Genomic DNA, 14,673 nt, shown 5'->3' with positions numbered 1-14,673 from the left:
GTGCATAACCGGGGTGAGGGTCGACCGGCGGCGGGGATTCCCCGATGATAATCAGCGCAATAGCCCATGTTGCTGCTGTCTATCAGCACCACCATTTCCTGACCTGCCAGGGGAAAACCCTGCATATTCAGCTCGCCGGGCGCGTGGCGCTGGAACCGCAGCAATCCCTTGCTCTGGATATCAATCCCGAAAAAATCCATCTGTTTGATGCACAAAGCGGTGCGCGGCTGGTTTAATGGTGTCATCAGGGCGAGGCATACCTTGCACCTACGATGGGATCACGTAGGGGCCGGGCAGGTCCGGCCCGTTTTTCTGCACACAAGGGAAAACCGTGGAACGTCTGGATTGCGATCGAATGTTTGTGGCGGTGCTCGAGCTGGGCAGCTTTGCCGCAGCGGCGGCCCGGCTGGGTACCAGCAGTGGCCAGGCCTCTAAACTGGTATCAAAACTGGAAAAAGAGCTGGGCGTGCAACTGCTGAAACGCAGCACGCGTGCGCTGTCCCCCACCGAAGTCGGGCAGGCCTATTTTTCTCAGGTCAAACATCTGCTGGATGAATGGGATGCGCTGGATGCCTCGGTGCGCCACGCTGCAGGGAAACCCTCAGGACGCATCAAACTCAGCGCGCCCATCACGTTTGGTGCCAGCCAACTGGCCCCGGCGCTGATCGCCTTTGCCCGCGAGTTTCCGGAAATTGAACTGGATGTCAGCTTCTCAGACCGTATCGTGAACATCGTCGATGAGGGATTTGACGTTGCCATCCGCATCGGAAAACTGAGCGACAGCAGCCTGATTGCCCGCCGCCTCAGCGATATGCGCGTGGTGATCGCCGCCAGCGATGACTATTTGCGGCGGCACGGTATGCCAACGCATACTCAGCAATTAGCCGATCATAACTGCATTATCGACACCAACTTCCGCGATCCTTATAACTGGCCGTTCGGCAATGAAGGCGAAACTGTGCCCGTCAGTGGCCGTCTGCGTTTTTCCAATGCCGAGGCCTGCCTGACCGCGGCGCTGAGCGGCTTGGGTATTGCCCGACTGCCGACCTTTATTGCCGGTGCCGCCTTACGAACTGGAACCATCCGGCCTCTGCTGATTGAGAGTGAAATTCCTCCGCTCGGCCTGTACGCCGTTTATCCCCCGGCACGCCATCTGGCCCATAAGGTACGGGCGCTGATCGACTTCCTTGTCAGCCATTATGCCGGGAAGCCAGAGTGGGATCAGGGCTGGTGATTACTTCCAATATGGAAGTAATCATTGCGCGAATGGCAGGATAATCAGTGCGGAGGAATGAGTGTAGAGTGTGTTTTATCAACCCTGACACTCACACGTTATAAGGCATCTCATCATGACTGATACCCGTACCGCCCCCTGGGCCGCGCTGATCCTGCGTCTTTCGCTTGGCATCCTGTTCCTGGCGCACGCTGGCCTGAAGTTTTTTGTTTTCACCCCGGCTGGCACCGCGAAATTCTTTGAGTCACTGGGCCTGCCCGGTGGGCTGGCTTACGTCACCATCGCCTGGGAAGTGCTGGGCGCTGTGGCACTGATTGTTGGCTACCGCCCACGCATTGCCGCGCTGCTGCTGATCCCGGTACTGCTGGGTGCGATTGCTACAGTGCACGGTGCGGCGGGTTTCTGGTTCACCAACCCGAACGGCGGCTGGGAATACCCGGTATTCTGGACAATCAGCCTGCTGGTACTGGCGTTGATCGGTGACGGAAAATACGCGCTGAAAGCCTCCCTGCCTGCTTCACGCCTGAACTGAGGAACGACTGATGCTGGTAAACGGTAAATGGACGGCAGAGTGGCACCCGGTACAGGCCACCGATGAAAAAGGCGGCTTTGTCCGGCAGACCTCAAGCTTCCGTCATTGGGTGACGGCGGATGGCAGCAGTGGCTTCCTCGCAGAGCCAGATCGCTACCATTTGTATGTGGCGCTGATCTGCCCGTGGGCGTCACGCACATTAATCGCCCGTAAGCTGAAAGGGCTGGAGGAGGTCATCAGCGTCTCCGTCGTTGAGCCACAGCTGACCGATGAAGGCTGGCACTTTGGCGACTTCCCGGGTGCCGACCGCGATACCCTGAACCACGCGGAATATCTGCATCAGCTGTATACCCGCGCCGACGACAGTTTCACCGGGCGGGCAACGGTGCCGGTGTTGTGGGACAAAAAAACCGGCACCATCGTCAGTAATGAATCGGCGGATATCGTACGCATGTTCAACAGTGGCTTTGGTGCGCTGGCAACACAGTCTGTCGATCTGTACCCTGAATCCCTGCGTGCAGAGATTGACGCGCTGAACGCGGAGATCTATCCCCGACTGAACAACGGTGTTTATCGCGCCGGGTTTGCCACCACCGCCATCAGCTACCGTGAAGCCTTTAATGATGTGTTCGGCATGCTGGCTGAGCTGGAAACGCGTCTGAGCAACAGTGGTCCTTATCTGTTTGATGCTGTTCTGACCGAAGCCGATATTCGCCTGTTCGTGACGCTGATTCGCTTTGACGTTGCCTATCACGGTCTGTTTAAGTGCAACCTGCGCCAGTTACGGGACTTCCCGGCGCTGAATGCTTACCTGCAACGTCTGCTGGCGATCCCCGGCGTGCGTGAAACGGTCAGCATCGACCATATTAAGCAGGGTTATTACTCTATTAAGGCACTGAACCCTAACGGGATTGTGCCCGCCGGGCCAGACATGAGCAGCTACGGTTTTTAATCTGATTTACGAGGCGAACAATGTCGAAAGGATTAGTTATTTTACTGCACGGCGTTGGCAGCAGCGGCGATGATCTGGCAGGCCTGGGAGACCACTGGGCGCCCTCCCTGCCAGGCGTAAGCTTTGCCAGCCCCAATGCACCGTACCACTTTGAACAGGGTGCAGGCTGGCAGTGGTTTAGCCTGGCGGGTATTACGCCGGAAAACCGCCCTGCACGTGTGGCAGAAGCGCGTGCCGCCTTTGACCAGACTCTCCAGGCGATCCTCGATCGGCATCAGATGAGCGAGCATCTGGATAAGGTGGTGCTGGTCGGCTTCTCGCAGGGCTCGATTATGGCGCTCGATACGCTGGTGTCAGGCCGCTGGCCGGTAGCCGGGATGGTGGCATTCTCAGGTCGACTGTCATCACCACAGCCGTTCACTCCGGCGCTGAATACGCCGGTACTGCTGGTGCACGGCATGGCCGATGGGGTGATCCCGGTACAGGAAAGCGAATCGGCAGAGCAGCGTCTGCGCGCTCTGGGTGTGCAGGTCAGCAGCCAGTTTGAGCCGGGCATCGGGCACACCATTTCGGCCCAGGGCGCACAAAGAGCCGTTGAGTTTATTGCCGCACGCCTGGGGTGATCTCCGTAGGGGCCGGGCATGCCCGGCCCGATCTATTCCGCATAATCCTCAATCACCGGCGGCGGAGTAAGCGGCAGCGTAATGATAAAACGAGCACCGCCCTGCGGCCGGTTCTCCGCATGGATGGTGCCATCATGCAAAGTGACTATCGCCTGACAAATCGCCAGCCCCAGCCCGACACCCGGCACGGCCGACTCTTTGTTGCCCCGGGAGAACTTCTCGAAAATCAACTGCTCCTGCCCACCAGCAATGCCCGGGCCGTCATCCCACACTTCGAGCATCAGCCGCTGCGCTGACGACTGTGTGGCACGTATGCCGATGTTCGCCGCAGGACCTGCATATTTCAGTGCATTTTCCAGCAGATTGCTTAACACACGCTCCATCAGTGGACCATCGACATCCATCAGCAGCATCGGCGGCAGATCGAGCGCGATATTGCGTCCGGCCAGCAGTACGGAGAGCTGGCGCAACGTGCTGCCGACCAATTCATCCAGTGCCATCCACTCACGTTTCAGATGAAAGCCGCCGGACTGCAACCGCGCCATATCCAGCAGATTATTCACCAGCCGGATGGTGTTCAACGTCTGCTCTCGCATGGCACTGGCCTGCGGAGCATATGGTGAGTGCTCTGAAGCCAGGTCGAGCGTCAGAATTTCAGCCTGACCAAACAGCACCGTCAGCGGGGTGCGCAGGTCATGGGAGAGCGCAGATAACAGCGCATTACGCAGCTGTTCGCGCTCGGCCGCCAGCCTGGACACCGCCTCACGCTGGCTAAGATTCATACGTTCTAAGGCGTTGGCGATCAGCACGGTGAACGTTTCGACCAATCGCTGCTGTTCGGGGATCATCAGCTGACGCAGGTTGAGAGGTTCAAGGATCAACAGGCCCAGTGTTTCACTGCCGCTTTTCAGCGGCAGCATCTGCCAGGGAACACCGGGCAGCGTATCGGTTCCGGCCCCGGCGGGCTGGCCTTTATCAAAGCTCCAGCGGGCAATTGCCCGGTCCGGTACGGCACTGAGATGGGCTTCCCCCACCGCGACCAGCTCGCCCTGTTCATCAGGCAGATAAAGCTCACTGCGGGCCTGCAAGGTGCTCTCTACGCTGCGCTGGAGCGTGGCGGCAATATCACGCTGACTGAGCGCCCGGCTAAGGGCTTTGGCCATTTCATACAAATGGTGCGCCCGCTGTTCACGATAGCGCGCCACCCGTGCCTGATAGCGCACCCCGGCGGTCAGATTACCGACGATCACGCCGACCGCCAGCATCACGCCGAAGGTGACCAGGTACTGCACGTCCGACACCGCCATCGTGCCAGTGGGTGCCACAAACACTAAATCAAAGGCGACAATGTTCAGCAGTGTCGCCACCACCGACGGCCAGCGCCCGTAACGCAGCGCGACAATCACCACGGCCAGCAGGTAAACCATCACCAGGTTAACCGAATCGACCGCCGGTAGCAGCCAGCGCCCGGCAACGGTCACCAGCGCACAGAGTAACAACGCGGCGGCGCAACCCCGCAGTTGTGCATGCCATTTTCCTTCATTGCCGCCTCCGCCTGCGCGTGGAGCCAGTGGACTGACGGCATCTGGCGGCGGGTCATCCAGCGCGACGATCAGAATATCGAGATCCGGCCCCAGTTCACCCAGACGGTCGGCAAAACGTTCGCGCCACCAGCTGCGGGTCGGACGGCGGCCGATAATAATTTTGCCAAGGTTGTGCTCGCGAGCGTAACGCAGCACCGCACTGGCTTCGCTCGGGTCTGAAAGCGTGGCGGTTTCCGCACCGAGCTCCTGCGCCAGTTGCAGCGTCCGCAGAATGCCGCGCCGCCGCGCTTCAGAGAGGCGATGCAGACGTGGGGTTTCGACATAAACAGCATGCCAGACACTGTCGAGCCGGGCCGCTAACCGGGCAGCACTGCGCACCAGCTTTTCACTGCCACTGTTATCACCAATGCACAACAGAATGGCATCACGCGTGTGCCAGACTTTTTCCCGTCCCTGAGTATCACGCCAGGCACGCATCTGGTCATCGACGCGATCGGCGGTGCGCCGCAGCGCCAGCTCGCGCAGAGCGATCAAGTTACCTTTACGGAAGAAGTTTTCGATGGCGCGTTCTGCGCCCTCACCGATATAAACTTTTCCCTCTTTCAACCGCTGACGCAGGTCATCCGGCGGCAGGTCCACCAGCACCACATCGTCAGCAGCATCGAAAAACGGGTCAGGCACGGTTTCGCGCACGCGGATGCCGGTCACGCCGCCAACCACATCGTTCAGGCTTTCCAGATGCTGAACGTTGACCGTGGTGATCACGTCAATACCGGCATCCAGTAGCTCTTCAATGTCCTGCCAGCGTTTCGGGTGACGTGAGCCACGGGCGTTACTGTGCGCCAGTTCGTCCATCAGAATCACTGCCGGATGGCTGGCCAGCGCTGCATCAAGGTCAAATTCGGGGTGGCGATGCTGCCCGGTGGCCCGTCGCGGCAGCAGGGTCAGCCCGGCCAGCAACGCAGCCGTTTCCGGGCGGTTGTGGGTTTCCACCACGCCTACCAGCACCTCCAGCCCCTGTGCACGCAGACGGCGGGCCTCCTGGAGCATCGCCCACGTTTTTCCCACACCAGCACAGGCACCAAAGTAAATTTTCAGCTTACCGCGATGGCTTTCTGCCGCCAGGCGTAGCAGCGCATCCGGATCAGGGCGCTGGAGTTCGTCGTTCATCCGATTCCTTAAACAGGGAAAACAACGGGCGAGACATGCCTCGCCCCTACGCGAGTTTCGCAGGTGAGCGAGCCCTTACCACCGTAGTGGTGGGCATACCCGACCCGTCAGGGTTTAACGCTGTAATGCATCCAGTGCCAGGTTCAGCGCCAGCACATTCACACCCGGCTCCCCGATAAACGCCGGGCGCGGCGTCATCGTATTATCGACAATGAGCCGTTCAACCGTTTCCAGTGGAAGCTGGCGTGCCTGCGCTACGCGTGCTGCCTGCCAGTGCGCTGCCGCAGGTGAAATCTGCGGGTCCAGCCCGCTGCCGCTGGCAGTGACCAGATCCACCGGCACCTGATGGCTGGCCTGCGGGTTCGCCGCACGCCGTGCCGCCACGCGTTCAACAATCGCCTTGTCCAGCGCAGGGTTGCTGCCCGCCAGATTGCTGCCAGAAGAGGCCAGCGGATTATACGCCGCATCACCCGTGGCCGATGGCCGCCCCTGGAAATAATCAGCACGCGTAAAATTCTGGCCGATCAGGGCCGAACCGCGCACGGTACCCTCCTGGCGTAACAGCGAACCATTGGCCTGCTGCGGGAACCACCACTGCGCCAGCCCGGTGGTTAACAGAGGATAGAGCAGCCCGGTGACCAGCGTCAGTAATATCAGTAAAAACAGAGCAGGACGTAATTGGCTCATCATATTTTCCTTATGCCATGCCCAGAAGGGTCAGTAACATATCAATCAGTTTAATCCCAGCGAATGGCACCAGCAGGCCGCCGACACCATACAACCACAGATTACGACGCAGTAGCGCGGCAGCACTCAGCGGGCGATAGCTCACCCCTTTCAACGCCAGCGGGATCAGGAACACAATCACCAGCGCGTTGAAGATCACCGCTGACAGAATGGCGGAGTTGGGTGAGTGCAACTGCATCACGTTCAGCATATTGAGCTGCGGCAGCGTGGCAGCAAACGCGGCCGGGATAATGGCAAAATACTTTGCCACATCGTTAGCGATACTGAATGTGGTCAGGGAACCGCGCGTCATCAGCATCTGTTTGCCGATATGCACCACTTCCAGCAGTTTGGTCGGGTTGGAGTCGAGATCGACCATGTTACCCGCCTCTTTTGCCGCCTGGGTACCGGAGTTCATGGCCACCGCCACATCAGCCTGCGCCAGTGCCGGGGCATCGTTGGTGCCATCTCCGGTCATCGCCACCATCCGTCCTTCGGCCTGATACTGACGGATGAGTGCCAGCTTGGCTTCGGGGGTCGCTTCTGACAGGAAATCATCCACGCCAGCCTCGGCGGCGATCGCGGCGGCGGTCAGCGGGTTATCCCCGGTGATCATCACTGTTTTAATGCCCATTTTTCGCAACTCGGCGAAGCGCTCTTTAATGCCGCCCTTCACAATGTCCTTCAGCTCCACCACGCCCAGTACCGTTACACCATCACAGACGACCAGCGGTGTGCCGCCCGCACGCGCCACCTGTTCCACCATGCCGTTAACCTCTGGCGGGAACTGGCCGCCGTTGCTGTCGATATAGCGGCGCACCGCATCAACCGCACCTTTACGCACCGTGCGCTGCTGCACGTTCACCCCGCTCATGCGCGTCTGCGCCGAGAATGGAATAAAAGTGGCATCCAGGCTTTTCAGGTCGCGTTCGCGCAGATTAAATTTCTGCTTCGCCAACACCACAATACTGCGCCCTTCCGGGGTTTCATCGGCCAGTGAGGCCAGCTGTGCGGCATCGGCCAGCTGCTGTTCACTGATACCCGCGGCTGGCAGGAATTGCGTTGCCTGGCGATTACCCAGCGTAATGGTGCCAGTTTTATCCAGCAGCAATACATCAACATCCCCCGCCGCTTCTACCGCACGGCCGCTGGTGGCGATCACGTTGGCCCCCAGCATACGGCTCATGCCCGCCACGCCAATCGCCGACAGCAAACCGCCGATTGTGGTGGGGATCAGACATACCAGCAGCGCCACCAGCACCGTCAGGCTCACTGGCGTCCCTGCCCAGGCGGTAAACGGCCAGAGCGTGGCGGTGGCCAGCACAAACACGATGGTCAGCGCCACCAGCAGAATAGTCAGGGCGATCTCATTCGGCGTTTTACGCCGTTTCGCCCCTTCCACCATCGCGATCATCCGGTCGAGGAAGGTTTCCCCCGGGTTGACGCTGCACTGCACCACCAGCCAGTCGGAGAGAATCCGTGTACCGCCGGTGACGGATGAGAAGTCACCGCCAGATTCGCGGATGACGGGCGCCGATTCGCCGGTGATGGCGCTTTCATCCACCGATGCGCCACCCACCAAGACTTCGCCGTCGCAGGGGATCATATCGCCCGCTTCCACCAGTACCCAGTCGCCTTTGCGCAGGGATTCTGCGGACACAGACTGCTGACGGGCAGTGTACTCCGGCGCGGCCAGCTTTTTGGCAAAACTGGTTTTGGCGATGCCCTTCAGGCTATTAGCCTGTGCTTTACTGCGCCCTTCTGCCAGCGCTTCCGCCATATTGGCAAACAGCACGGTAAACCACAGCCAGACGGCGATGGCGGCAGTGAAGCCCGTTTCACCCGGGGTTTTCCCGGCCGCCATTGCAATGGCCAGCAGCGTGGTCAGCACGCTGCCCAACCACACCACAAACATCACCGGGTTGCGTACCTGAATGCGCGGGTCCAGTTTTTTCAACGCATCGAGCAGCGCGACACGCATCAGCGCCCCATCAAACAGCGCCTGTTGATTACGACTCATGTCTCTTCTCCGCCCGTTAACGACCGATCATTTGCAGATGTTCCGCCACTGGCCCTAAGGCCAGTGCCGGGATAAAGGTCAGCGCACCGACCAGCAGCACGGTGCCTGCCAGCAGGGCAATAAACAGCGCCCCGTGAGTCGGCAGCGTGCCCTGGCCAGCAGGCTGGACATTTTTCAGCGCCAGAGAACCGGCAATCGCCAGTACAGGAATAATGATGCCAAAGCGGCCCACCAGCATGCAGAACGCCAACAGCAGGTTCCAGAACGGCGTGTTCGCACTCAGCCCGGCAAAGGCGCTACCGTTGTTATTGGCCGCCGAGGAGACGGCATACAGCACTTCCGAGAAGCCATGTATGCCGGGATTCAGCATGCCGCTGCGCCCGGCCTCAGTCATCATTGCCAGCGCCGTGCCCAGCAGCACCAGGCTCGGTGTCACCAGGATTGCCAGTGCGGTCATTTTCATTTCCCATACGTCAATTTTCTTGCCGAGATATTCCGGGGAACGACCGATCATCAGCCCGGCGATAAAGACCGCCAGCATCACAAACAGCAGCATGCCGTACAGCCCGGCACCCACGCCGCCGAAGACCACTTCTCCGATTTGCATCAGCCACATCGGCACCATGCCGCCCAGTGCGGTAAACGAATCGTGCATGGCGTTGACGGCACCGCAGGAAGCTGCGGTGGTAATCACCGCAAACAGGCTGGAATTGAGGATGCCAAAGCGCGTCTCCTTGCCTTCCATATTGATAGCGCTGTCAGCACCGAGCGTGAGGAAGTGTGGATTCCCATTGAGCTCGGCCCACATCACCACCGCCACCGCCAGGATAAACATCAGTGACATCGTCCACAGCAGCACATGTCCCTGACGGGTATCGCGCACCACCTCACCGAAGGCAAAGCACAACCCTGCCGGGATCAGGAAGATCGCCAGCATCTGGACAAAATTGCTGTATACCGTCGGGTTTTCAAACGGATGAGCAGAGTTGGCGTTGAAGAAACCACCGCCGTTGGTGCCAATCATTTTGATCGCTTCCTGCGAAGCGACAGGCCCCATCGGCAGCGTCTGCTTCACACCTTCCAGCGTGGTCAGGCTCAGATAGCTGTCGACATTTTGCAACACACCCTGGCTGACGAGGAACAATGCCATCAATAGCGACAGCGGCAGCAGGACATACAGCGTAATGCGGGTAATATCGCGCCAGGCATTACCCAGCTCCCCCAATGCTCGCCGAGCAAATCCGCGCATCAGCGCGAAGGCCACGGCGATCCCGGTGGCAGCCGAGAGGAAGTTCTGAACAGTCAGCCCGACCATCTGGCTGAAATAGCTCAGGGTGCTTTCCCCGGCATACGCCTGCCAGTTAGTGTTGGTGACAAAGCTAACGGCGGTGTTGAGCGCCAGATGCCAGCTGAGGTCCGGTAGCTGCTGAGGGTTCAACGGCAGACTGGCCTGGTTCGCCAGCATGACAAACAGCAGCAGTAAGCCGCAGGCGTTGAACAGCAGGATCGCCCAAAGGTAACGCTGCCAGCTCATGCCTTCCGAGGCCACACCACTAAGACGCCACAGGATGCGTTCCGCACCAGCCAATCCGGGGAGCGGACGGTCATCCACCAGACGTGCCAGCCCTTTCCCAAGCGGACGGGCCAACAGCATCAGCAACACCATGTAACTGGCAATCAGTAAAAAAGCAGGTGCGGCCATTAGAATTCCTCCGCATGGATTAGGGCATACACCAGGTAGCCCAGCAGCAAACAGACCAGCACAATGCCAGTAGTGACAGCGACGCTCACAACACACCTCCAAAGGCGTTTTTCAGTAACGCTATTGTTGCGAGTGGCGTGCAAAGTTGATGTAAAAATGCAGGGCGGGGGTGTAAAGAAAGTATAAAAATGGGCGTGAAAACAGGGGAATCGATGATGGTGGCGACAGGGCATTGCCCTGTCGCGCTGATAATGACTAAATAACGTAGCTGTTCATCTTTGAAGTCATGCTCCGTCAGGGTTTTATCACCACCTCTTTAATCTTTGGTTTTGGCTTGATACCCCCCGCGACCAGCCATACCGCGACGATGATCACCCATCCTCCGGCGATAAATCCTTTTGAGAGGGTTTCTCCAAGGAACAGATAACCCCACAGAATGCCAAACGGCGGGATGAGGAAAGTCACCGTCAGCGTTCTTAGTGGGCCAATATCAGCAATCAGACGAAAGAACAAAATATAAGCCCAGGCAGTACAGATCAGCCCCAGCGCCAGCACACAAAGCCATACGCCTGGATGGTTCCACTGCACGACAGGCTGGATGATCAGCGAACCGATAAACACCGGAAGAAGAAAGATACTGGCGCCAACCTGGCTGCCCAGCGCGACCAGCCGGGCATCCAGACCACCGCGATCGCCAATCCACTTTTTAGTCAGAAATCCGGCGCTGGCGTAACAAGCCGTCGCCACCAGACACGCGGCAATACCCAGCAGCACCTCCTGTGTCAGGGCCAGGTTGCCAGTAGTGGTCAGCAGTACAATTCCCACCAGGCCCAGTACCACCCCAACGATTTTTCTCAGCGTAAAGGTTTCACTGAAACAAAGACCCCCAATAAGCACACCCATCAGCGGTGTAGTGGCATTCAGGATCGCCGAATAACCCGCAGGCAGCCATTTTGCCGCCAGGCAATACATAACAAAAGGCACAGCCGAGTTGATCACCCCCAGTAACATCGCCGGCAACGCTTTACCATGAAAGGCGATGTGGGTTCGTAGTACCAGCAACAGCGCTATCAAGCCAACACAGCCAAACACCACGCGTAAAAACGCGGTATTCAGCGAACCAAAATAGGGAGTGGCTACGCGCATAAATAAAAAACTGGCTCCCCAAATCGCCGCGAGTAACATTAAACGACCGATATCACCTTGCTTCACAACACGCTCCTGAAGACTGATTATTGACACTAATTGGTCACACGCCGACTGTGATTAATCCTCTTTATAGACTGCAGCAGAAAAAAAAAGCAACCTGTCTACTGATGATTAACCCACGAGGGCCGATAAGACATAGCATGATTCAATAGAGAGAGAGATCAGAAAGGGAAATTGTATGCTTCCATAAAAAACATCGCCAACACAATAAAAACAGAAGAAAACTCCAAATAAACGGAATTAACATAGAATGACAAAATGCATTTTATCTTTAAGGATATGATAAAGAAAATAACCAACTCATGACATGGACAGTCAGATATTATGAAAATTTTAATTGAAAGTGAAAATTTTTTCTATAAAAAAGGATTGGAGTCGTTGCTTCAACAATCAGCACTAGAAAGTGCATTAAGCGACTTTGGATTTATTACTGATGATGATAGCACAGAGAAGAGCGAGATAACTAATATTACACTCAGAGATTCATCTATAAGTATAAATTTATTCAAAAACACAAAAAAATTGGATGAACCACACATCAGCAAAGAAAAATCAACTTTGCACATTCCTTTTGCTTGTAAAAATAAAAAAATAACTGATATAAAAAGGATAATTGAAAAAATAATTTTCATCGCAAGCATGGATAGCAATGACTTCATAAATGATGATTTTTACAGAATAACAGGATTAAAAAAACATGAGCAACTGTCTCTAACCGAAACTAAAATAATGCTATTACTAGGCAGGGGGAATAACATAAGGAATATATCAAGACAGATAAATCGTTCTGAGAGAACGATTAACGTTCATTTTAGAAACGCATCAAGGAAGATGAAATTCAATAAAAAAACTGACTTTTATAATTATGCAAAATTTATTGTAACCTGTCGACGAAATGAAAGAAAAACGTTATGTATATAACGTACAACATTGAATATTCGAATGAATCATTAAGAGGAGGTCGATTTTATCACGGACCTCCTCAGTAAAGAAAAATCAAGGATTCAAATGGAAGTAAAACATTTGGTAAACATTATTTATTTCCTAGTGGTTTAGTTTTAGGTGTAAATGAATTCATAATTTGAACATAATGCTTACGCTGAAAATCAGTGAAATCCTGATCGGCGACAAGAGTAAAAATCATCAACATATTATTTCCAGGATTGTAGTCTGGATGCTTAGGCAGTTGCGTATAAGACTGGACTTGACGGACAAAATTGCCATTTTCAAGATAACGATGAGCGACCTGAACGACGGGGAGTTTTGCAGGCCCAATTTTATGTTCGAGTTGTTTTCCTTCACTCTTAAAGCCAGGAAGGGTATTTTGCATTGTTTTCATCTGCTTCTCGCAAAAAGTCACCACCGTTTGGCCTTCTGCCATCATAACCCGGTTAATAATGATATTATATTCGTAATCTTCAGGATCGCGAAAACGCATTACATTAACAGTAACATCGACAACAGGGATATCAGTGAGGAAATCGCCCTCTAACACTTCATAAGTAATCATTGATAACTCGCTTGTTAAATAGAAAAGATTACAACTTAATAAAGCTGTGATTTTTTTTGTTAAAAAAGAAAAAGCCGCTACCATTTTTCCTCGATGACTTCACCCCACCCTGCTCTGTCGATGAATGGACTAATACGAACAGAATGAGGGTTTAAACTTTCTTCCGAAGTAAAATCAAGCGATAGTGAAAAACTGCCATCTTCCGAATTAGAAATTCTCTCATTTATTTCAGCGTTATAGAGAGTATGCTGTTCGAGCAGCGTGTTATCTTCCGTATAGACACCGACATACCAGTAAAGAGCATCTCTTCCTAACGTGGTTATTCTGGATGAGTCAAAGTTAACCGTTCTTTTTTTGACACCGACAAGCAATGAACGCCAAAGCCCTTCGATCAATTCCCCGTTGGCGAAATAAGCTTTATGCTCATCTCCAATGACATCCGGATGAACCAGACAGCGAGAAAAATCCACTCCTGCCGTTCTCTCGAAATCACTCAGGCTACGTTGCTTACCAAGACAGTAAATGCCATGATCACACTGCTCAGTGGTCTTATGGCCGAGTAAGGTTTTTACTCTGTTTTTAGATATAGCGTCTCTTTCCCACCAAGCTTGATCAATGCTGCCTTTAGTTTTTGCCTCATTGCCATGATCTGTCCAGATTTTCACATGGTCTTTTCTGCCGTAAAAATGCCATAGCAATACTTTTTGAGGATGAAAAATGTCATAGCCATGAGTAAATGCCCTGACTGCCATGGCTATTTCTTCACCCTCAAAAAATATCTGAGGATCATTAGGAACTTCTGTAACGAAGCTCCCTAATGAAAAAATAAATCCTCCAGCAAGATAACTTCCTCTGACCGGGTACGTAACATCGTCAGTCATCACATAAGGGCTCAGCTGTAAAATTTTTTCCTGAGAAAACCCTCTGAACATTAATCGAGTCAGATCGTTTTTTCTATCCTCTAAATTATCCGGTTGATAGGACGGTGGATAACATGTGAGAATGGGTTTAGGACTCAAAACAGTTAAATCATTCAATACCTCAACCATTTGGCTATCCCAGCCGGATATAAAACGACAGTGGGAGTCAATCTGCAGGAAGTATTCTTCCTTATTATAAAGTGTTTCTGCAATATGTCTGGCCCAACAGGCACCCTGGCTCTGGTAATAATGAACGCTTATCACATGGATCACCGCGCCTCGATAGCTGAAGAGATAGAGTTGAAAGCCATGATGAAGTCGCTGCTGGGTAAGCTGCATTCCTTTATCGAGAAAAATAGAGATGTCTTCATCACACTGCCAGCAAATACTGATATGTAGGGACTGTGGGCTGACAGACTGAGAAATCATATCCATTAAAGTAGGAATAAGTTCTGAATCGCGATAGCTCGCGATGCTAACAAAAACACAAGGTACATTATCCATTTTATACCCTCATCTTAAATATTAAAT

Annotated in this window: 14 protein-coding genes; 6 read left to right on the top strand and 8 right to left on the bottom strand. The window is 54.4% G+C overall.

The window, feature by feature from the left end; genetic code table 11:
• The first annotated feature begins 44 nt into the window (after positions 1-44).
• The 5 genes from LJN55_RS00980 (at position 45) to LJN55_RS00960 (ending at position 3,341) form a co-directional block, all read left to right on the top strand.
• Positions 45-236, top strand: coding sequence for a hypothetical protein (locus LJN55_RS00980; protein ID WP_227535509.1), 192 nt, complete (start codon positions 45-47; stop codon positions 234-236).
• 95 nt (positions 237-331) lie between these two features.
• Positions 332-1,234, top strand: coding sequence for a LysR family transcriptional regulator (locus LJN55_RS00975; RefSeq protein ID WP_133844462.1), 903 nt, complete (start codon positions 332-334; stop codon positions 1,232-1,234).
• Between the two features lie 115 nt (positions 1,235-1,349).
• Positions 1,350-1,766, top strand: coding sequence for a DoxX family protein (locus tag LJN55_RS00970; RefSeq protein WP_133844464.1), 417 nt, complete (start codon positions 1,350-1,352; stop codon positions 1,764-1,766).
• Between the two features lie 10 nt (positions 1,767-1,776).
• On the top strand, positions 1,777-2,718 hold the full coding sequence (locus tag LJN55_RS00965) for a glutathione S-transferase family protein (protein WP_227535508.1): 942 nt from the start codon (positions 1,777-1,779) through the stop codon (positions 2,716-2,718).
• 20 nt (positions 2,719-2,738) lie between these two features.
• Positions 2,739-3,341, top strand: a complete 603-nt coding sequence (locus LJN55_RS00960) for an alpha/beta hydrolase (RefSeq protein WP_227535507.1) — start codon at positions 2,739-2,741, stop codon at positions 3,339-3,341.
• A 32-nt stretch (positions 3,342-3,373) separates the two neighbouring features.
• On the opposite strand, the gene kdpD is transcribed toward LJN55_RS00960, so the two are convergent.
• The 6 genes from kdpD to LJN55_RS00930 form a co-directional block, all read right to left on the bottom strand.
• Positions 3,374-6,055 (bottom strand): two-component system sensor histidine kinase KdpD, encoded by a 2,682-nt coding sequence (kdpD, locus tag LJN55_RS00955; protein ID WP_227535506.1) that lies wholly within the window; start codon positions 6,053-6,055, stop codon positions 3,374-3,376.
• A 114-nt stretch (positions 6,056-6,169) separates the two neighbouring features.
• The gene (gene kdpC / locus LJN55_RS00950; protein WP_227536442.1) at positions 6,170-6,742 is read right to left on the bottom strand and encodes a potassium-transporting ATPase subunit KdpC; all 573 of its coding nucleotides are present in this window, start codon (positions 6,740-6,742) and stop codon (positions 6,170-6,172) included.
• Between the two features lie 10 nt (positions 6,743-6,752).
• Positions 6,753-8,801, bottom strand: coding sequence for a potassium-transporting ATPase subunit KdpB (gene kdpB, locus LJN55_RS00945; RefSeq protein WP_227535505.1), 2,049 nt, complete (start codon positions 8,799-8,801; stop codon positions 6,753-6,755).
• A 16-nt stretch (positions 8,802-8,817) separates the two neighbouring features.
• Entirely contained in the window at positions 8,818-10,503 is a 1,686-nt protein-coding gene (gene kdpA / locus LJN55_RS00940) for a potassium-transporting ATPase subunit KdpA (protein ID WP_227535504.1), read from the bottom strand.
• Positions 10,503-10,592, bottom strand: a complete 90-nt coding sequence (kdpF, locus tag LJN55_RS24005; protein ID WP_133844480.1) for a K(+)-transporting ATPase subunit F — start codon at positions 10,590-10,592, stop codon at positions 10,503-10,505. The genes kdpA and kdpF overlap by 1 nt, the downstream gene beginning before the upstream one ends.
• Before the next feature lie 205 nt (positions 10,593-10,797).
• Positions 10,798-11,715 carry a DMT family transporter gene (locus tag LJN55_RS00930; RefSeq protein WP_227535502.1) on the bottom strand — a complete coding sequence of 306 codons (918 nt, stop codon included), beginning with the start codon at positions 11,713-11,715 and terminating at the stop codon, positions 10,798-10,800.
• Positions 11,716-12,036: 321 nt separating this feature from the next.
• Here LJN55_RS00930 and LJN55_RS00925 point away from each other — a divergent pair, with 321 nt between their 5' ends.
• Positions 12,037-12,633, top strand: coding sequence for a LuxR C-terminal-related transcriptional regulator (locus tag LJN55_RS00925; RefSeq protein WP_159337706.1), 597 nt, complete (start codon positions 12,037-12,039; stop codon positions 12,631-12,633).
• Positions 12,634-12,745: 112 nt separating this feature from the next.
• Here the strand turns inward: LJN55_RS00925 and LJN55_RS00920 are convergent, their stop codons facing one another.
• The gene (locus LJN55_RS00920) at positions 12,746-13,222 is read right to left on the bottom strand and encodes a DcrB-related protein (protein WP_159337704.1); all 477 of its coding nucleotides are present in this window, start codon (positions 13,220-13,222) and stop codon (positions 12,746-12,748) included.
• Positions 13,223-13,299: 77 nt separating this feature from the next.
• The gene (locus LJN55_RS00915; protein WP_167864214.1) at positions 13,300-14,646 is read right to left on the bottom strand and encodes a GlcNAc-transferase family protein; all 1,347 of its coding nucleotides are present in this window, start codon (positions 14,644-14,646) and stop codon (positions 13,300-13,302) included.
• Positions 14,647-14,673 lie beyond the last annotated feature (27 nt).

This window comes from Erwinia rhapontici, assembly GCF_020683125.1.
Lineage (GTDB): Bacteria > Pseudomonadota > Gammaproteobacteria > Enterobacterales > Enterobacteriaceae > Erwinia > Erwinia rhapontici.
This window is presented reverse-complemented; position numbering and strand designations above follow the sequence as displayed.